Here is a 20300-nt window from a genome sequence, read left to right on the forward strand (position 1 = left end):
TGATAACAAGTAAGCGCTTTCTTTTGAATGTTTTAATTTGACTAAAACAATATTATTTTGAGTTATTCTGTTAATTAGACATATAAAATGTCACATTCCAATATAAATTTGTTATACTGTTGATAGTAATTGTTTATCAGTTTTTAGAAAGTTAATCCATTATGCTAAACACAGAATTTCACATCTTTAATAACCAGTCCTATATTGACTTTTACCCTATTCAATTTGGACAAGAATCCTGTCAGCCGCTACACTCATTTGGCCCTGCTATGAAGAAACACTATCTTTTTCATTATATTATTGAGGGACAGGGAACATTTTATATTTCCGGTCAGGATAAGGCCTATCATCTTAAAGCTGGTCAAGGATTTTTGATTCCTCCAGATCTCATTTGTAGTTATGAGGCTGATAAGGACAACCCTTGGAGTTATATGTGGATTGAGTTTGACGGTCTCAAAAGCCAACATTTTCTGCGCCTTGCTGGAATGAGTGCTTTACAGCCTATTTTTAGTCAGCATACAACCTCAAAAGATAGCGCTGTTTATCAAGAACTTACTGCGCTCATGAAGAGTTATCATAAAAATAGTGCACACATTATCGCTCATCTCTATTTGTTCATTGATGCACTCATTAAAAATTCTCTCACACACTATCAAACAGAACATGATGATATTAAAGTGCTTTACATTAGAGAAGCTGTCAATTTTATTGAAAGAAATTATGACAAACCTATTACTGTAACTGATATGGCAAGGCATTGTAATCTAAATAAACATTATTTTAGCAGATTGTTTAAAGAACAAGTCTACACCTCTCCCCAACAATTTTTAATCCAATACCGCCTTAGTAAGGCATGTGAATTACTGAGAACGACCAATTTAAACCTTCAAGAAGTAGCTGAACAAGTCGGTTACTCCAATCAATTTAATTTTTCAACAGCCTTTAAACGCCACTATCAACAATCACCAAACGTATGGCGAAAAGAACACAAAAAAACAATCTCTTGATTCAAAAGGAGCCCTAAAAAGTTTTCGCTTTACAAAACTTCTTCGATAGGAAACTAACAACTACCTCATATCATTGGGATGACCATTTTGTAAATACTAATTCAATAAACACTTAATATGTATATTACAAAGTAATTTGTTTACCAGTCATAACCATCCATTTTGATATACCCCCTGTCAAGTAGATAGGTTAACTATCTAAAAATAGTGTCTGTTTGATAACATCAGTCGTACAAAATGTGCGACTGGTTTTTCACGCACACCACTTAGATTTGTACTTTCCAATTGGTTTATTCTTAGCTAGAGGATAGGATATTCTGCATTTAAGGCAGCCTTTCGTACTTCCGAAGGTATTTTACAGTCATATCTGCTCTGTGGACACTCATGACTGTAAAAGAGCTATCATATCAAAACGGGTGGTTTGACTGGTAATGAGAATGATAACGCTCTGACGTTTTATCTCGTGGAAGGGTACACGGCAAAGAGTGCGTGGAACGAACAACAGTTGCTAATCACTTTGAAAGAAATCAGAAACTTATGCTCTATGTTGGTATTGATATTGCAAAAAACAAACACGATGTAGCCTGCATCAATCAAAATAGAGAGGCAGTCATATCAAACTTCAGATTTGATAATTCTTATCAAGGCTTTAATCAATTGAAACAAAAGCTAGAACAACTATCTCCTATAACACAAGATGTCAAGATAGCACTTGAAAGTACAGGACATCTGGTGAAAAGTGGTTCTTCTCATCCAAGGCATGCCCTAATACAAGCTGCTAAACTCCTATCAATTTATTCACCGCACTTCAAGGCTTATTTAAGACTGAAAATCAGTCAAGAAAAGCATTATACTGTAGCTGTGACACATGTTCAAAAGAGTTTATTCGTCTGATTTATCACCTTCTCACAACTCATCAAACATTTGAGGAAACTAAAGTAAGATAAAAACTATAAAATCACGCATCATTTTAAAACTTGCTCAAGATGCAAGAGTTTTTGCATGTCTAAAATTGAGCATTTAGACTAAAAATAGTAACATAGTGAGGGCATTCTCCAGACGATTATCTAACTTGGTTATCAAGTTTATCGCAGTGAGGGTGCTTTTTATGATTTTTTAGAATTCTTCTTTTGACTTTTAAGATAGAATGCTTTTTTTCTCTATAAATTAAATGTTTAAGCATATTTCACATTTGCTCAAAGTAGGGATAACGTTATACTAATCTTAATTATGAGAAAGTTAAATTTATTTCACTTTATCCCTATTTTCAACAATTACTAGTTATTTTTAAAAAAAATAATCCTATTATGCTAGGGTTAATCTCAAAGTAAAAAGAGGAAACTATAAGTCCCCCCTTTTTTATAATATAGTTGTTAGTAGAACTAATCTTCTTTGCGTTTTGAAGAAACAGCAACCATACCTGCACCTGCCATAACTGCAAATGCTGCTGCTGTGAAGAATGGGTTCACAGATTCGCCTGTCGATGGAAGTTTCTTCTCATCTTTCTTAACTTCAGCTGGTTTGTTTTCAGGTTTAACTTCTGGCTTAACCTCTGGCTTAACCTCTGGTTTAACTTCTGGTTTAACCTCTGGTTTAACTTCCGGTTTAACCTCTGGTTTAACTTCCGGTTTAACCTCTGGTTTAGCTTCTGGTTCAACCTCTGGTTTAGCTTCTGGTTCAACCTCTGGTTTAGCTTCTGGTTCAACCTCTGGTTTAGCTTCTGGTTCAACCTCTGGTTTAGCTAAGGAGTTAAGAATAAGGTCTTTAAGCGCAACAACTCCTTCTACAGTCTTAGCATTGTTAATTTTGTTCTTATAAAAGTCACTAACACCCTGAGCATCTAACTCACGAATAGCCATCTCCTTAGCTTCTGAAAGTTTAATTGATTTAAGGGTGTCTTCTGCTGAAGTTTGAGACTTCAAGAAATCAGATAAACCATCTGTTGCCTCTGAAATACGTGCTTTTTTGGCTGACTCAACAACTTGTGCCTGAAGCTCCATAATTCCTTCAACAGTTTTAGCTTTATTAATAAGATTTTTATAGTAGTTGCTCACACCATAACGATCGAATTCTTTTAGAGCAGCTTGCTTAGCTTGATCTAAAGCAGCAGCCTTCTCCCAAGCATCTGATGATTCTTTTTCTGCCTTTGCAAGTTCATCTGCTTCTGCTTTAGCAGTATTTGCTTGATCCGCAGCAGCTTCCCATGCATCAGCATGAGTAGCTTCGTTAGTAACCTCCGCCTTTGCTGCTGCTTCTGATTCTGCCTTAAATTCTGTTTCTGTCAAAACATTCTTAAATTCTTCTGGTTGTACAAGATCAGCTAACTTAGCCTTAGCTTCTTCAACATTGAAATCAGGATAACGCACTTTTAATTCTTCAAACTTCTTCTCAGTATTAGCTTTCTCCCGAGCAGTCATGCTTCTTGTAGTTGCCGCAGAAACAGTGTTCGCACCAACTAGCACAGAAGCTGAAACAGCTGCTAAGCCAAATGCTGATTTTCTCAAGTAATACTTCATTTTCTTGGTTTCCATTTTAAGTTCCTCTTTATAGATTAAATTAAGAATTTTAAATTAAATTCTCTTATTAATAAGTATATACCTTTTATTAATGATAATCAATAGTTGAATTAAAATAAAAAAAATGAACTTATTTCCAAAGATTTGCAGAAAAACACTCACAATGAAGTGCCCCCCAAAAGTTAGACAAATAATCTAATGAACGAGGTGCAGTTCAAACCCGGGCTATTTTTATATATCTATTTCCCTATTCCTAAACTAATATCTAATGTCCTTAAATACTTCCCCCTCAAACTCAAATTTAACCACCCATGGAAAGACATGCTTAAGGGCATTAAAGGCTTCATACCTAAATTCTGGTTTATAATAATTAATGATGGTTGACAATGCCGTCCCATGTGTACCAATGACTACCGTTTGATTTTGGGATTCAGATAACATATGATTGAGAGCTTTAATATTTCTTTCTTGGACTTCTTGTAAACTTTCGCCATTTGGTAGTTTAAAGTTGAAATCCTCCCACTGTTTTTGAGCTATTTCATTAAAATTTTTGACCCACTCATCAGAGAGTTTACGTTCTCGCAAGTCTGACAAAGTTATTATTTTCATGCCTCTACTTTTTGCTAGAGGAAGAATGGTATCAACGGAACGTTTATAAGGACTACTGTAGCATTTATCAATTGGAATTGATGCAAATGCTTCAATTAATGCTTGGCTGGCTACTATGCCCTTCTCAGTTAGTTCACGAGTGACATCATCATGATTGTCATAGTTTGGCTCAGCATGGCGAATAAAATAAAATGTCGTTGTCATATAGCTTCTTTTTTACTATTATATCTCAAAAGATTTGTATAAGATCACAGTTAAAAAGTAAAGGAAACAGCAAGTGCAGACAATAATATGACTACCACCAACAAAATGGTATTTTCAATATTGGGACTCACATTCTTTAGAAAAACGTTTTTGCTTCCAGCAAATCCCCACTTATAATCACTGGGAACAAATAATTCCAATAAGAAACACAGAATAAGCGGAAGACTACTTATTAACATCCCAAAGTGAGCTGCAGCAAGGTATGCACTTAATACAAGCAACATTAATTGACATAACTTAACCAATCTAATGGTTGATATCCTGTTAATTGTTCTCATCAGGTAATCTCCTCAAATATTGAAAGCGCAATCCTACACTATCATTATATAGTAATCTTTTTATAAAAACAATATAAGGATGCCCTAATTATTTTTGAGCATTTCAAGCACCTGCCACTATGATATAATAATATTAAGCGGCCTAGGCAATCACTAACAATTGAAGGTCTTATAGACTATGGAAGGAGCTTTACCCTATTGAAAAAAACAAAGACGTCACTGAATGGGTAAAACAGATTGACACTATCTTAAATGCTAATGATATACGACATAATAATGCCCTAGTAAAAATCCTTTTAAAAGCTAGAACAGCGATTGAAAAAGGAGAGCAAGGTGCATTAGCAAGACTAAGCAATGATATTTCTTAGTACCTTGTGGTAAACAGGTACCAAACACCTAAACCTATTATTGATCTTGCGCAACAAATAGCCAAGGAACCTCATTAAGAAAGAGGAAAACTAGCCTTTTTACAATCATTAGCCCTCTCTCTTATTCACAGATAATCTTTTTTCTTTAAGATGGGATAAGGCATCTCTCATTTGCTTTTTCCAATTTCTCGGTAGTGATTGACTAGTCGAAAGAATAATGGAACATCGTATTTGGTAATGGCGGATGACGTCGTCGATTTCAGATCTCATTTCAGCTAGTTGACTGATAAACGTCTTATCCTACTTTAATATCTTTGGATGAGAGAGCTAGCGATTGCCAAAAGTCTTTTTGCTTTTATGTGGACTGATCAAGCAAAGACAGCTGGAAAATAGACTCAAAAAGACTAACGGCCTTACCATCGTTAGTCTTTTTGAGTGTTTTCGAGAACGTGACGTTCCTATTATCGCCAATCATAACCGTCAAACTATGGTCATCAAAGCAATAACATTTTCTACTTACTGCCATGATTAGTGGCGCAAAAACAGGCGGTTAGCTACTCCTAAGCTACTGTGATGATGGAGGCAATCCTTTTTGTCGTAGGCACAGTGGCCGCTGGGAGAAAATGAGCCATAATGTTCTAGGTTGTATTCTGCGGGGAGATAGGTTGGGTCCAAGTCCAAAGCCACACGGAAGTGTTTCATGGCTAAAAGGTGATCCCCTTTTTCTTCCAGTAAGATCCCCATCAGATTATGGGGTTCAGGGAGATGGGGATTCTTTTTCATGTCATCAGCTAGCAACTCAAAACAGTCATTATATTTTCTCTTTGCAAGTAAGGCTTTCGTCTGATTAATGAGAAGTTTTCGGTCTATTTGTGTCTTTTTTACGAGTCGCATGATCACTACCTCTTTTTCATTTTTATCCTTCCATTTTAATCACTGTGTGTTTTAGTCAATCATCACTTGCAATCACAGCAATATGTCTTTTAAAAGGGTTTTGGTTCAGTTCTTTCTTGATAGCAAGGTTAACTTTTAAAACAGATACCCTGTCTTCACCTAGAAACCCCAAGACCTTTGTTGCTGTATGTGTGTTAATGATTTTGTTTAACCTAGCTGGACTAATCCCTGTTTCACTAGCAATACGAGGAATTTGTAGTTTGGCACTTTCTGGACTAATTTCTGGGTCTAGTCCTGAACCTGATGTTGTTACCAAATCAGCAGGGATATCTCCCACTGAAACGGTTGGGTTTTCTTTTAGGAAAAGTGCCAGTTCCTGTTGGACCCGTGCTTTTAGTTTGGGATTACTAGGAGCCAGATTTTGGGAACCAGAAGTAATCACAAGCCTTTGTCCATTTGCTACTTCCTCACGAGGGTAGGTGTTGTAATGAATGGCAGATGGTCTGCCATGCAAAAAAGCAGCTGATGAAAACTCTTGACCAATTAAGGCTGAGCCAATCGGTTCCCCATGCTGCTTAATCTGACTACCATTGGCTTGGAAAGGAAACAGAAACTGCCCCAAGCCCGTAATCAGCAAAGGGTAAATGATTCCACAAACCGCCCCAAATAAAAGCGTTAGGCGGACAGGTCGTTTGAGGTAAGTGCATATTTTTGTCATGGTTGTTGTTCATTCCTTTCATGTGCAACCAAAGGAAAGGCCACTTTTTTAGCAAGTAAAGATTGACCATTCCTAAGCTGTTCTTTTCCTGAATGTCTTCTGGTATTGAACTGTTTTGTTAGGATAAGCTCAGCAGGTGCAAGAGTGGGGCAATGCCCATATCAATGATTTTGATGCCAATAAATGGGACAAGGACTCCGCCTAAACCATAAATCAACAGGTTATGGGCCAAGACTTTTTCTGACCGTTGAGGTTTGTAGGCAACGCCCTTCATGGCAATTGGTATTAAGAGGGGAATAATGATGGCATTGAAAATCAGAGCTGATAAAATAGCGCTGGAAGGTGTTGCTAATCCCATGATATTTAGTGCTTGCATTTGTGGAATGGCCACCATAAAAATCGCTGGAATAATGGCAAAATATTTGGCAATATCATTGGCAATTGAAAAGGTAGTTAAGGCTCCTCGTGTCATTAATAATTGCTTCCCAATTTCAACAATATCAAGAATCTTAGTTGGATCACTGTCTAAATCTACCATATTAGCAGCTTCTTTGGCAGCACTTGTTCCAGAATTCATGGCAATACCAACGTCTGCTTGAGCGAGGGCTGGTGCATCATTGGTACCATCACCTGTCATGGCAACCACTTTTCCTAAGCGCTGCTCTTTTTTGATGGCTTCAATTTTGTCTTCTGGCTTGCATTCAGCAATAAAGCTATCAACGCCTGCCTCTTGAGCGATGGTTGCTGCGGTAAGAGGATTATCACCGGTACACATAACGGTTTTAATGCCCATTTCTCGTAAGCGGGCAAATCGTTCAACTAAGCCAGGCTTGATGGTATCTTTGAGCTCAATCACGCCTAAAATAACCTGGCCATCAGCTACTGCTAAAGGAGTCCCTCCGGCTGAAGCGATCCCTTCACTAATAGCCTTCAAATCTTTTGGAATCACACCACCTTTTCCTTTGATATAATGGCTGATAGCGTCTGTGGCTCCCTTACGTATCATTCTCCCATTGGCAAGGTCAAGGCCGCTCATGCGTGTTTGGGCAGTAAAATCAATAAAGGTCATGTCGGCCGAAATAGGAGGAATCATTTCCCCATGCTCTTTGGCAAGGGTCACAATGGATTTTCCTTCTGGTGTGTCATCTTGTAAAGAACTGAGCATAGCTGCTGTCATTAAAGACTTTTGGCTCACACCAGCAACAGGAACAAACTGCGCTGCCATGCGATTTCCAAAGGTAATAGTCCCTGTTTTGTCCAAAATCATAGTATCCACGTCCCCACTAGACTCCACTGCTTTTCCTGACATGGCAATCACATTGAATCGTGTGACGCGATCCATGCCTGCGATGCCAATTGCTGACAGGAGACCTCCAATCGTTGTTGGAATTAAGCACACGGTCAAAGCAACAAGGGTGGTAACTGTAATCTTGATATGCAAAGCATTAGCAAGTGGGTACAAGCTCCCGATTACTATTAAGAAGATAATGGTTAAGCTGACTAGCAAGGTATTCAAGGCAATTTCATTAGGGGTTTTCTGCCGAGAAGCGCCTTCCACTAAAGCAATCATTTTGTCTAAAAAGGACTCCCCAGCGCGTGAGGTCATTTTCAACTTGAGCCAGTCACTTGCAAGGGTTGTTCCTCCGGTTACGAAGGCAAAATCACCACCAGGTTCTTTGACCACTGGCGCTGATTCTCCTGTAATCGCCGATTCGTCAACAGAGGCAATCCCTTCAATCACTTCGCCGTCACCGGGAATTATTTCGCCAGCTTTCACTAGAACGATATCCCCCTTTTGAAGATCAGTCGCTTCAATCCTTTCTTCACGAAAGGTTTGGCTGGCCTGATCGAACTGAAGTCGGCGGGCTGTCATGTTCTCTTGTGTCTTTTTTAAACTTTCGGCTTGTGCTTTTCCTCTTCCTTCCGCAATGGATTCAGCAAAGTTAGCAAATAGTAAGGTCAAGAGCAAAATGCCTGACACTATACCGTTGTATAATTGACTGCTTTGGCTGACTTGCTGAAGATCAGCGGGGATAATGGCTAAAAAGAAGGTCAGCACAAAACCAACTTCAACCACAAACATGACTGGATTTTTAATCATATAGCTAGGACGAAGTTTTGCGACCGCCCCTTTGAGAGAACTGCGCAATATCTCTTGCGTTAAAAAATGCGTTTTCCTTGAAATCATAATAAACCTCATTGTGTTAAAAATTCAGCTAAAGGGCCTAGCACAAGAGCTGGCAAGAAAGTCAAGGCTGATATGATTAGCACTACCACCCCTAAACTAATGGTAAAGGTTCCTGTGTCTGTTTTTAAAGAGCCAAGGGAATCATTCACAGGTGGCTTTCTCATTAACGAACCAGCAATCGCCAACTGAAGAATCAAGGTCACATAGCGTCCCAAAAACATGGCTAATCCTGTGGACATATTCCAGAATAGAGTATTGTCTTTCAATCCTTCAAATCCTGATCCATTATTGGCGGAAGCTGAGGTGAATTGATAAATCACTTGTGATAAGCCATGAAAACCTGGATTGGTGACACTGCTAAGTCCTGCTGGTAATAAGACAGCTAAGGCTGAAAACCCTAGAATAATCACAGGATGAATCATAATGCCTAAGGCAATTAAGGTCATCTCCTTACCTTCAATTTTTTTCCCTAAATAAACAGGTGTCCGTCCAATCATCAACCCACAGATAAAAACAGTCAGTAAAACGTACAGCATCATATTCATTAGGCCAACACCCTTACCACCAAAGATAACATTGAGCATCATGTTCATCATAGCTACTCCACCACTCAGAGGCGTCAAGGTATCGTGCATATTATTCACCGAACCCGTTGTAAAGGCCGTTGTTATTTCTGTAAAGAGGCCAGACATGGGAATACCGAACCGAACTTCCTTGCCCTCCATGCTTCCCATTGATTGGTTCAGACCTAACTGATGCAAGAAAGGATTCCCTTTACTTTCTGACCAAACAATCAGTGCTAACCCCACAACAAACAAGGAGAGCATAACAAGCAAAAGCGGTCTTGCTTGTCTGCCTAGCTGAACAGTCATGGGATTAGAGGAAACTTTCTGTAAGGAAGTAAGAGGATGGGATTCCTTTTTCTGCGCTGTAACCATATAGCCAAAGGCAACTAGCATTGACCCTGGCAACAACATCATTGACAGCATTTCTATAATATTTGTAATCACATTAGGGTTTTCAAAAGGAGTTGCTGAATTCGCCGCAAAAAAACCACCACCATTGGTTCCCAAGTGTTTAATGATTTCAAGAGAGGCAACTGGCCCCATTGCAATACCTTGTAAGTTGCCCTCCAAGGTGGTCACGTTTAACTCTTTTGCCAATGTTTGAGGAACTCCTTGTGAAATAAGCAGTAAGGCTCCCACGATTGAAAGGGGAAGTAAGACCCGAGTAATAACACGCACAAAGTCAACATAGAAATTCCCCATGTCTTGGTATTTTCCTGACACCCCTCTGATAAAGGCCATAGCAGCAGCATAGCCCGAAGCAGCTGAGGTAAACATCATAAAAGTAATAACCACCATCTGACTAAGAAAAGACAAATCCTTTTCACCAACGTAATCTTGTAAATTAGAATTAGTGATAAAGGAGATGACCGTGTTAAAACTCAAGCTTGATTCTAATGAACCCACACGGTTGGGATTCAAAAAGAGAAAAGCTTGTGTTCGTAGAATCAGATAAGCCACTAGAGCCATAACAGCATTGGTTAAAACAAGAGCCACAGCATACTGTTTCCAAGTCATACCTTTTTTATCCACGTCAAGCAGCCTATAAATACCTCGATCAATAGGGTCCATGATAGGATCTGCAAAAGTTTTTTGCTGACTAGCAACATGGTAAAGGTACTTTCCTGTTGGTAATATGAGAAGACAAGCTAATGCTAAGACAAAGATGATTTGTAACATCTCACATTCCTCCTAAAATCGCTCTGGGTGTAACAGAGCATAAAACAAATAACTGATTAATAAGCCAAGAATGATTCCTAATATTATCATGGTATCACCCTCTCTTTCTAATCATCTTTGAGTCGTTTGTCACACCAGGCAATAAAGCCAAGCACCAACAGAAAACTCAAAAACAAAATGAAAAACATTATGACATCTACTAGCATCATATCCTCCTTCAACAATGTGATTATTCTAGCACTAAAGAAATAAAGGTGGTATAAAGATTAAGTATGCCAGATAAAGATAATATAAAGATTGACCCATTAAAAAAGTCTGGGACAAGAGGTCCTCAGACTTGTTTTAAATAGCTGCAAAGGCATCACCTATCGGATGAATGACATTCTGTTTAGCTTATTTATTGGCACCATCTTCGATTTTGACGAGACGATAACCAATGCCAATATGGGTTTGAATCATTTTGGGGTAACCAGACCCTAATTCAATTTTTTTGCGCAGCGTATTCACAAAAACCCGCAGGGCTGAGAAGTCTTCCTCATAATAACCCCAAATCTCCTTGACAATAAAGCGATAGGTCAAGACCCTATCGACATTCTCTGACAAGAGACAGAGCAACTTATACTCGATTGGAGTCAAGTGAATTTCTTGGTCAGTAATAAACACACGATTGGCTAAAAAATCAATATGTAGCCAGCCATTGCTAAAGGCTGATGTTTTAGAACCATAGGCTCCTTGTTGCTCATGCTGTTTGGCTCTCCTAAGGTTGGCTCTTAGGCGAGCTAAAAGCTCATCAGCACTAAAGGGTTTGGTCAAATAATCATCTGCCCCAGCATCAAGGGCAGCAATCTTATCACTTTCTTCCCCGCGGGCACTAACAACAATAATAGGCAGTTGCGAAAAGCCACGAACCTTGTCAATAATGTCTTTGCCATCCATATCCGGAAGACCAAGATCCAATATTAATAGGTCTGGGAGTTGCGAAACAATCTGACGCAAGGCAGATCTTCCTGTCTGCACTGCCACATAATGATAACCCTCAACTTCCATTGTCAGAGACAAGAGTTTGTTAATGGAAGGGTCATCTTCACAAATTAAAATCTTAACATTTTCATTTTTCATGTAATACTGGCACCTCCACTAATGGTAATGTAAAGCCAATGGTAACCCCTTTAGGGCTATTGTCACGGACATAAATGGTCCCTCCATGTGCTGTAACGATACTCTTACATAAGGATAACCCTATTCCCAGTCCTCTTTTGCCATCAGCTGCCGCAGTTTCTGCCGTGTAAAAAAGGTCAAAAACCTTTTCTTTTGCCTGGTCGCTAATGCCAGGCCCATCGTCAGAAACCTCAACCACCAGATTCTGGTCTTTTTGCTTACTGGTCAATGTAATCTGCGACCCTTCAGGCGTGTATTTAACTGCATTATTGATGATATTAATCAACACTTGCACAATTAAGGGACCATCCATTTTGGCCATTAATAGGTCATTTGATAAGGCTAAAACAAAGTTATGGTACTTGAGGTGTCGATCGACATGTTTCAAGGCCTCCTCAACTACCTCATCCAAAATATTGGTGCTTAGCGAGAGGGTCATGTCATTATCCAATTTGGTAATCGACAATAAATTTTCAACCAGATTAATCAACCACATGGAGTCATCGTAGATATAGGTGGCTAATTCTGTTAGCTGCTGTTTCTCTAAGGTCTCACCCGTTTCCATCATTAATCTTGCCTGACCCGATATGCTTGTCAGTGGGGTTCGCAAGTCATGTGAGATGGCCCTTAACAAGTTAGCCCTTAACTGTTCTTTTTGCATTTTAAGTTCTATTTTTTGTTGTTCTTCACGTAATCTTTCTTTTTCTAAGGCCAGGGCGGCTTCTCCTAAAACAGCTAGAATCACAGATTTTTCAAACAGGTCAACGGCCGCCTTGTCCTCCATTAGGATACCAATAATGGCAAAAACATGGTCCTTTCCTCTGACAGATAAATACAGGAATTTGGCAGCCGACAAGGTGTTTGTTGTGGCTCCGGCTCGTTTATTGTTATGTAACACCCACTCAACCACTCCTCGCTCATTGAGTTGGTCATAATCGGCTAAGGTCTGCAAAGACTGACTGGTGGGAAAATACTTGGGCTCCTCCAAAATGCCAGCTGTTACAGGATAAATCACCACATCGCGATCCAATAATTTTTTGACCTGAACAGCCAGTTCTTCTAAAATATCTGGAATAGTGTCTGCCTGAGACAAGCCTTTATTGGTTTGTAATAAGAGCTCTGTTCGGTAAGATTTTTCAGTAGACAATCTTGCCTGTTCTTGAATCCGTTTGATGAGACTAGAAGTGATTAAACCAGCAATCAGCATAATGATAAAAGTGATGGGATAATTAGGACTAAAGGCTACAAAGGTATAGTAGGGCACCGTGAAAAAATAATTAAAACAAAGGACTGATAAGATAGAAGAAATCACACTGGAGAGTTTTCCTTTTGTCCAAACAGCATTGAGCTGAACCCCTAAAATATAGATGGTAATAATATTATCAACACTGAAGTTCCAGTAACGGAATAAAAGACCCGTTAAGGTTACTAGCAACAACATTACTAATGTTTTAAGCAAGTCACTGAAGGAAAATTGCCACTTAGGAATCCAAGAAACAAAGGAGAACTTATCATGGTAAGGCGCTTTTTTTCCTCTGGCATTGGGAATTACAAAAATATCCAAATCAGGAACAGACTGGCTAAGCACTTCCACAATATTTTCTTTCGGCCAAATGGTTTTGTCGCTGCTTTTTCCGACCACCAACTTGGAAACATGGCTCACCTTGGCATAATCAACAATCTGCTTGGACACATTGTCAGCATCCACAATTGACACTTTGGCACCTAACTGTTCTGCCAATTCCAGGTGCTGACGTAACTTGTTATCAGCTTCCTGATTCGTAGATTCTCTATCTAAACTGCCAATATATAAGGCTGTAAAGTCTGCATTAAAAGCACTGGCCAGCCTTGATGCAGCACGAATGACATGTGAAGCGTAGGGAGACGGTGACACACAGACCAAGACATGTTCTTTGGTCACAAGACTGGCTTTGACTTTTTCTGACCGGATAGCACTTTGATTAATCTGATCGGCAGCCTTACGTAGAGCGATTTCTCTTAGAGCTATTAATTTTTCTTCGGTAAAAAAATGGTGTTTGGCCAGATTAGCTTGCGATTTAGCGTAGATTTTCCCTTTATCCAGTCGTTCAAGTAAATCTAAGGGCTCAATATCCACCAATTCAATCTGATCGGCCTGATTAAAAACAGCATCTGGAATTCTTTCATTAACTTGAATGCCTGTAATGGTTTCAATCACATCATTTAAACTCTCAATATGTTGAACATTTACAGTAGTGTAGACATTGATACCTGCGCAAAGCAATTCCCTAATATCTTGATACCTCTTTTTATTACGCGACCCAAAAGAGTTAGTATGGGCTAATTCATCCACTAAGATAATGTGTGGCTGGCGTTTTAGAGCAGCATCAATGTCAAATTCCTTTAAGGTAATGCCTTTATACTTTATGGTTTTGGGAGATAAGTGCTCAAGTCCAGCTAATAAAGCCGTTGTTTCAGGTCGATTATGAGGTTCGATATAACCTGCCACCACATCTACCCCAGCTTTTTTAGCTTTCTGAGCTTCGTTAAGCATGGCATAAGTTTTTCCAACTCCTGCCGCATAGCCAAAATAAATTCTTAACTTTCCTGTTTGCATAGCACCACCTTAATCAACTGACCTTCCTTTTACAAGGAAGTCATTCCTACGGAATTATTATAGTCTTGTTTTTTAATTTTCACAATAAAAGACTGTCGAATACTTCTTTTTAGCATAAACACTTGCTAAATCTGACCTTAGCAGCCTGCTTATTGAGAGGTAAAAGCATTTTTCTAAATAGGAAAATGATTCCTGAATGGCTAATACAGAAGACCAGTGCTTTTTTGTTTGTCCCTGCTTTTTATGTTGAAATAATGCTTTTATGACTTGTCCGTGCTTAGCTCTGAACTATTAGCTGGCATAGCTGGTCTAGGTATCAGTGCCTGATCCATTTTTTCTGCATTAGGAGTTGGTAGGGCCTTTTTCTTAACCAATAAGGCCTGAGTCTTTTGCCACTCTTGTTCGGACAAGTCTGTTTTGTTTATCGTTCCCAAAGAACCCCTTCCTGATCTTGGGATACTAAACGAACCATCTTTCGAAACAGCTAAAACATCTTGTGGGGCAAAAATATGACCATCTGGTATTGCAAAACAGCCTTCTACAATCATTTTTGGGACTTCTTCAGCAGAATGAATGATTTGCCAATTTTCCATACCAGTACGTTTGGCAGTAAAAGTGACATTGGTAATTACTGTCTCGGCTTCTTCGTGCCCTAGGTTAGACCAAGTGTCAGGTCGTGCCTCAGGTGTTAGTGTGGCTTCAACAAAAGTAGCTGACAACAAAGCCACTAGTGATTACTTAGCTGACCGACAGTTTTTTGAAAAAAAGCCGTTGTCATTCAAGTAGATTCATAGTAGTATCCTCTTTTCTCAGTTCACTCACTACCCATAGCATACTCTTGCTTAACCAATTTAGCAATAGTTTAAAAAACGTGAAAATTAAAAAAGATAATGATCGTTAAACTCGAATAATAGCTCCCTATTTTGCAACAATGCTGTTATTTTTTATTTTAGACTTTTTTAAAAAGCTAACGAGGGTTTTATCATTTTTTGTATGTTTAAACTTTCACAGTTTAGCTAAAACGTTTTTTAGCACCTTAAGCCTATTGCTTTTTAGCTACGGTTATGAGCAAAGTGGCTATCTGATTATCTCTTTACTCTCGTTAGCTCCGCCCATTCTCCCTAACTAAAAAGACTTCTAACCATTAAACCAATTGTCTAATCATTAGAAATCTGATAGAGGGGAGAAGGGACAAATAGTTGTTATTTTCTTGCCCAACTAATGTAGCTAAGTCTACTTGTGCTGACAACATCCAATCATTTGCAAATAATAAGCTAGTAACTCCCCTTCAGTAATCGGCTGTCTTTGATGTAGCCACCAAGTTAGGGTCTCAATAAAACTGGAAATGATAAATTGTTTCACAAAAGCTTCCGGTAAGCCTACCTTTTGCGGGACATAAGTGGCCATTAGTTGTGGGTAGACATCGTGTTCCAACTCTGCACTTAACTTTAGGAGAAAATAAGGCTCTTTTGCTAATAAAAGACTGGCAACACTGTCTTTATTTTCTCTAAAATGCCCTAAAATATGCTTTACATAATCTTCAAAGCCAATTTCTTGTTGCTGATGAAACAGATGATGAAAGAGTTCTTGGCATAATTGTTCTAGGAGTGCTTCTTTGCTGGCATAATGGGCATAAAAAGTTGACCGTCCCACATTCGCCAAGTCAATAACATCTTGAACGGTCATGCGGTCATAGCCCTTGGCATTCAAAAGTTTTAAAAAGGCAGCATAGATGGCTTCCCTTGTTTTTTGCACACGTCGATCAGGAATCATTCGGGGACATTTTATAGAATTTGTTCACTAAAGGACAGTTTTAGTGTCTTAATTCTGGTAACCTTTCCGTTTAACATAGATAATAAAGATAAGTTCACACCTAAGTATAACAAAAAGGAGGTCACTATGACAGCTTCTAGAAATATCCAGCTCGTTTTCTGGCTTAATCTTGGTTTTGCCATTATTGAAATGATCTTTGCCTGCCTCTTTTCCTCAGGGGCGGTTTGGGCTGATGCCATTCACGATTGTGGAGATGCCTTAGCTATTGGTTTATCTGCCTGGCTTGATCGCTATGCTCATCGGCCAAAGGACAACCAATTTACCATGGGATATCATAGCTTCCGATTATTGGGGGCCTTACTAACAGGTCTTGTCTTGATAGGAGGTTCGGTTGGCGTTATCCTCACTAATTTTCCAAAATTATGGGATCCCCCTACTATTGATAGCCAAGGGACACTTGTTTTAGGAATCTTTGCTATTGTGATTAATCTTGCCGCCAGTTTCATCGTCAATTCAGGTCAGACAACTACTGAAAATCTGCTTAGCTTGCATTTTTTAGAAGATATCCTCGGCTGGCTAGGTGTCATTTTGGTCTCGCTCGTCCTAAGGGTTCGTGAGTGGTATATTTTAGACCCTCTTTTATCTCTTCTAATTGCAGTCTTTATCTTGTCCAAGGCCCTTCCTAAAATGTGGGAAACCATAACAATCTTACTTGGAGCCCTCCCTCAAAGCATTTCCTATAAGGCCTTGCAAAGTGAATTAGCTGCGCTTTGTTTCCTGAAACATATTCATCAGCTAAACATCTGGTCACTAGATGGACTGGACAATAGGGCTACCATTCATATTTGCCTCACGAATGCCCATCGCTCTGACGACAAAACTTGCCGACAAAGCATTCATCAGATTTTTAAAAAACATCATATCCAGGAAGCAACCATTGAGATTGATCAGTCCTGTAGGGACCATGACAGTCATGGAATCTTGTCTTAAAACTATCCTGAAACTTTAAAGGCATGTCTTCGATGATGTCACGCTATCAGGATTAGAAGATATAAGGCAAACCCTTAACCCAAATCAAGAACCAACTGACCCTTTTGATTTTCTAAAAAAGAAAAACTCCTGAAACACAATAATATAAGCGTTTCGGGAGTTAGTTGACATCATAATCATTGAATCATTTTCATTGACACCTTCTAAAAATAGACTGTGTCTACGATCTGGGTGTTAACATTTTCTTTTTCTGATAATTTCTGCCTTTTCGCAGACTTACCTCGACTTCTGTCTACATTACTGATGACTGGTCAAATTATAAGTAAACATTCCATCATTCTAACAATCAAAACGAATAAGCTGCTGGTTTGCATCAACAAAGGCCTTCACTCCAAATGGCACAATAGCTCTTGGGGTAGCATGCCCAATAGAAATGTTATACAAAATAGGAATAGCAGTATCAATAACCTCTAAAAGAATGTTTTGATAATCGTCATAGTAGATTTCGTCCATAGGTTTGCCGACCAGGACACCAGATATGACACTGAAAATGCCTGTTTCTTTTAAGGCTTCAAGCATGTGACGATAGAGAGTTGGATTTGGCTTTTCTTCACTTGTTTCAAGTAAAAGAATCTTGCCCTCCCAATCCGCCAAAGAAGGGAATAAGTCATATTGCTGGCACAGAGACACACTATCAGCATATCGTGACCCATCAAATATCTGATAGAGGGATTCTAGACAGCCCCCTAAGATCTCTCCGCTAAATTGAGCTGGACCTCGTAATAGTTTAAATCCCTGATTGGAGTGAGCCACTCGTTTGGTCCCCAAGGCTGCTTGGCTAAAATCTGTCCGCTCGTCATACCACACTTCACTTGGTTTAATGGCAGCAATACTTCCCGTCTCGATTAATTCCTTAAAATAGGCTAAGGAATAGGGTAACATCTCTTCTTCCAATTCACAAATATCTGCAAGAAAAGATTGACCGTAAAAAGTTTTAAGTCCTAGTTTGTGGAGCATGAGATGGTTCATGGTTGTGTCTGAAAAGCCAAGAAAGACCTTCTCTTGCATAACCTTTTCGAGTTGTTTGTCACTGAAAAGGAAAGGCAAAAGACGATGGGTATCATCCCCACCGATGGCACATAACACCATGTCAATGGTCGGATCTGCAAAAGCTTCCATAAGATCAGCAGCCCTAGCTTCCGGATGGCTCTTTAAATATTCCAACCCTTTTAAGGCATTTGGTAAAAAGACAGGATCAAGTTCCAAAGCCTTCAACCGTTTGATGCCCAAATCTAACTCATGCTTGACCATGTCCTCACCCAAAATACCACTTGATAAACTGACAATACCAACTTTTTGAATCATTAAAACCCTCCTTGTTCACAATAGATTGCTTCATTATAACACAAAAGCCCTTTACTGAAGATGAGCAGCCAAAATTTCTCACAAGTGGTGTTAGCAGTTATCCAACTAATAGACCAAGTCCTGGTGGTCTAGCAAGGGAGCTCTTAAAACATTTTTAGCGACAACTTGAATCTCATAACCCCCTACCTCATCAGTTGGTTTTGACTGAGCTGTTACCTTCTTAACCTTGGTTTGAGCAAAGATTTTTCCTGATACCGTAAAATGAATCCGATTCTCTTCAGGTAAATAGAACTGCAACTGCCCATCAAACACATGGTTCTTTCCAGCTTGATAGCCTGCCGCCAAAATCTTTTTAATGCCCTTTTTCTCTCCTGTTTCTGATACCTGACAGTAAAAATAAATCTTCCCTGACTGTTGAGGCAATGACGCAGACAACGTCCGGTATTGTTTTCCATCTTTTTCCACTAATTGGCCTGATTTGAGTTGGGCTTGACCAGGCAACCCGTTCGTTTCTTTTGGGAAAATAATTGCTTGAGAAACTGAAAGAGCTGATGGCTGATGCTGGTCTGGGAAGACTGCTCTGCTATGCCACCAGAATAATAAAACCATTAAACCGAAAATCGCAAGAAAAAACCAGAGGAGCTGTCGTTTTGTCATATCAACCTCTTTTCTAGTCCCTAAGTTTGGACAAGCGAATAGTTTTGTGGACTGTTATTTAACCCTAGTGTAACCGTTTTATAACTATTTCTCAAGTTCCATTTCTGGTAAGACTTCCTTTTGATTACTTGGCGGGTCATTTATGTTACAATAAAGAAAAAGGAGACTTAACATGACAACTGACCATCAACTACGAGAAGTTTCTTATCAATTACTGGCTGAACGAGGGGTTTCTTTAGAAGCTATCGCAGAGCTAGTACTTTTTTTGCAAAATAATTACATCCCCAATTTGACCATGGCAGAATGTTTAGAGAGCGTTGAGGCGGTGCTTGAAAAACGAGAAGTCCAAAACGCCATTATCACTGGGGTAGAATTGGATAGATTAGCTGAAGCCAACCAGCTGTCTGAGCCACTCCTTAGTATCTTAAAAACCGACCAAGGCCTGTATGGAATTGATGAAATCTTAGCCTTATCCATTGTTAACCTCTATGGTTCCATCGGCTTTACCAATTATGGGTATCTGGACAAGACAAAGCCAGGGATTGTTGATAAACTCAACCACAAAGACGGCAAGTCCTGCCATACCTTTTTAGATGACATTGTCAGCGCCATTGCTGCAGCAGCCGCCAGTCGTATTGCCCACAATGACCCCGCTAAAAGTGCTATTACCAACCAACAGTAAACACCATAACAATCAAAACCAGTCTAGAAATTGTATCCCTAGACTGGTTTTTTTACTCCTGTCAATGACTGCTAGTTTTAATGAGAGAAGGGTCAGCTCCATACGGAACCCACATCATATCGCCATCTCGTTTTCTCTAAGTACTTTTTAGCTTTTAAGAACTGAGGGGTGGGGCTAGTTCCTTCTCATCTCTTCAATAAGATAGGGATATAATTGGTAAGCTAGACAACTCAGTCTATCTCCAGCTTCAACCCCTTTAGCTGCCTAAATCAACTTTTCCTTAAAAGGCTGACTTACGTTAAGCTCTTTGTCATTATATAAAGATTGAAAGCAACCCATAAATTCTGCCCTCTTTTGCTGTCTTCTAAACATTTCATAAACCACCTTCTATTTCATAGTCCCAATACCTATGCTTTATTGCTGAATAAATTAATAGTAACAAAAGAAAAGCTCTTGTGCAATCAAAGTAAGAGACTGATTGACCTGTAAAAA

Annotated in this window: 18 protein-coding genes and 1 pseudogene; 5 read left to right on the forward strand and 14 right to left on the reverse strand. The window is 39.2% G+C overall.

What is annotated here, in order from left to right; all coding sequences use genetic code 11:
• Window positions 1–161 precede the first annotated feature (161 nt).
• Window positions 162–1007 (forward strand): AraC family transcriptional regulator, encoded by an 846-nt coding sequence (locus EL097_RS01740; RefSeq protein WP_003046322.1) that lies wholly within the window; start codon window positions 162–164, stop codon window positions 1005–1007.
• 489 nt (window positions 1008–1496) lie between these two features.
• Window positions 1497–1901 carry an IS110 family transposase gene (locus tag EL097_RS01745; RefSeq protein WP_003046320.1) on the forward strand — a complete coding sequence of 135 codons (405 nt, stop codon included), beginning with the start codon at window positions 1497–1499 and terminating at the stop codon, window positions 1899–1901.
• A 488-nt stretch (window positions 1902–2389) separates the two neighbouring features.
• On the opposite strand, the gene EL097_RS11015 is transcribed toward EL097_RS01745, so the two are convergent.
• The 3 genes from EL097_RS11015 to EL097_RS01760 all read right to left on the reverse strand — a co-directional run bounded on the left by EL097_RS11015 (window position 2390) and on the right by EL097_RS01760 (window position 4674).
• Window positions 2390–3538, reverse strand: a complete 1149-nt coding sequence (locus EL097_RS11015) for an albumin-binding GA domain-containing protein (protein WP_129544916.1) — start codon at window positions 3536–3538, stop codon at window positions 2390–2392.
• A gap of 243 nt (window positions 3539–3781) precedes the next feature.
• Window positions 3782–4336: a histidine phosphatase family protein gene (locus EL097_RS01755; RefSeq protein ID WP_003046316.1), complete on the reverse strand. Its 555-nt coding sequence runs from the start codon at window positions 4334–4336 to the stop codon at window positions 3782–3784.
• A 50-nt stretch (window positions 4337–4386) separates the two neighbouring features.
• Entirely contained in the window at window positions 4387–4674 is a 288-nt protein-coding gene (locus EL097_RS01760) for a hypothetical protein (protein WP_003046314.1), read from the reverse strand.
• Between the two features lie 236 nt (window positions 4675–4910).
• Here EL097_RS01760 and EL097_RS10815 point away from each other — a divergent pair, with 236 nt between their 5' ends.
• Window positions 4911–5042 carry a bacteriocin immunity protein gene (locus EL097_RS10815; RefSeq protein WP_269471207.1) on the forward strand — a complete coding sequence of 44 codons (132 nt, stop codon included), beginning with the start codon at window positions 4911–4913 and terminating at the stop codon, window positions 5040–5042.
• A gap of 528 nt (window positions 5043–5570) precedes the next feature.
• Here the strand turns inward: EL097_RS10815 and EL097_RS01770 are convergent.
• The 9 genes and pseudogenes from EL097_RS01770 to EL097_RS01810 all read right to left on the reverse strand — a co-directional run bounded on the left by EL097_RS01770 (window position 5571) and on the right by EL097_RS01810 (window position 16114).
• The gene (locus EL097_RS01770; protein WP_003046310.1) at window positions 5571–5936 is read right to left on the reverse strand and encodes a hypothetical protein; all 366 of its coding nucleotides are present in this window, start codon (window positions 5934–5936) and stop codon (window positions 5571–5573) included.
• 55 nt (window positions 5937–5991) lie between these two features.
• Window positions 5992–6654 (reverse strand): potassium-transporting ATPase subunit KdpC, encoded by a 663-nt coding sequence (kdpC, locus tag EL097_RS01775; RefSeq protein ID WP_003046307.1) that lies wholly within the window; start codon window positions 6652–6654, stop codon window positions 5992–5994.
• Window positions 6655–6772: 118 nt separating this feature from the next.
• Window positions 6773–8842 carry a potassium-transporting ATPase subunit KdpB gene (gene kdpB / locus EL097_RS01780; protein WP_003046306.1) on the reverse strand — a complete coding sequence of 690 codons (2070 nt, stop codon included), beginning with the start codon at window positions 8840–8842 and terminating at the stop codon, window positions 6773–6775.
• A gap of 8 nt (window positions 8843–8850) precedes the next feature.
• Window positions 8851–10587: a potassium-transporting ATPase subunit KdpA gene (locus EL097_RS01785; RefSeq protein WP_003046304.1), complete on the reverse strand. Its 1737-nt coding sequence runs from the start codon at window positions 10585–10587 to the stop codon at window positions 8851–8853.
• Between the two features lie 12 nt (window positions 10588–10599).
• Complete coding sequence (kdpF, locus tag EL097_RS01790; protein ID WP_080358075.1) at window positions 10600–10677, reverse strand: K(+)-transporting ATPase subunit F; 78 nt, start codon at window positions 10675–10677, stop codon at window positions 10600–10602.
• A gap of 303 nt (window positions 10678–10980) precedes the next feature.
• On the reverse strand, window positions 10981–11706 hold the full coding sequence (locus EL097_RS01795) for a response regulator transcription factor (RefSeq protein WP_003046299.1): 726 nt from the start codon (window positions 11704–11706) through the stop codon (window positions 10981–10983).
• Window positions 11696–14341 (reverse strand): sensor histidine kinase, encoded by a 2646-nt coding sequence (locus EL097_RS01800; RefSeq protein WP_099982896.1) that lies wholly within the window; start codon window positions 14339–14341, stop codon window positions 11696–11698. The genes EL097_RS01795 and EL097_RS01800 overlap by 11 nt, the downstream gene beginning before the upstream one ends.
• A gap of 332 nt (window positions 14342–14673) precedes the next feature.
• A pseudogene (locus EL097_RS01805) lies at window positions 14674–15027 on the reverse strand (pneumococcal-type histidine triad protein); the annotation flags it as partial.
• Between the two features lie 547 nt (window positions 15028–15574).
• Complete coding sequence (locus EL097_RS01810) at window positions 15575–16114, reverse strand: TetR/AcrR family transcriptional regulator (protein ID WP_093998706.1); 540 nt, start codon at window positions 16112–16114, stop codon at window positions 15575–15577.
• A gap of 126 nt (window positions 16115–16240) precedes the next feature.
• On the opposite strand from EL097_RS01810, the gene EL097_RS01815 reads away from it, so the two are divergent.
• Window positions 16241–17104, forward strand: coding sequence for a cation diffusion facilitator family transporter (locus EL097_RS01815; protein ID WP_003046289.1), 864 nt, complete (start codon window positions 16241–16243; stop codon window positions 17102–17104).
• 339 nt (window positions 17105–17443) lie between these two features.
• Here EL097_RS01815 and EL097_RS01820 read toward each other — a convergent pair whose 3' ends face one another.
• Both EL097_RS01820 and EL097_RS01825 read right to left on the reverse strand, forming a co-directional pair.
• On the reverse strand, window positions 17444–18469 hold the full coding sequence (locus EL097_RS01820) for a S66 family peptidase (RefSeq protein WP_003046288.1): 1026 nt from the start codon (window positions 18467–18469) through the stop codon (window positions 17444–17446).
• A gap of 105 nt (window positions 18470–18574) precedes the next feature.
• Complete coding sequence (locus EL097_RS01825; protein WP_003046287.1) at window positions 18575–19126, reverse strand: hypothetical protein; 552 nt, start codon at window positions 19124–19126, stop codon at window positions 18575–18577.
• A gap of 172 nt (window positions 19127–19298) precedes the next feature.
• Here EL097_RS01825 and EL097_RS01830 point away from each other — a divergent pair, with 172 nt between their 5' ends.
• Window positions 19299–19808 carry a phosphatidylglycerophosphatase A family protein gene (locus EL097_RS01830; protein ID WP_003046285.1) on the forward strand — a complete coding sequence of 170 codons (510 nt, stop codon included), beginning with the start codon at window positions 19299–19301 and terminating at the stop codon, window positions 19806–19808.
• The last annotated feature ends 492 nt before the right edge of the window (window positions 19809–20300 follow it).

This window comes from Streptococcus canis (assembly GCF_900636575.1).
Classification (GTDB): Bacteria; Bacillota; Bacilli; order Lactobacillales; family Streptococcaceae; genus Streptococcus; species Streptococcus canis.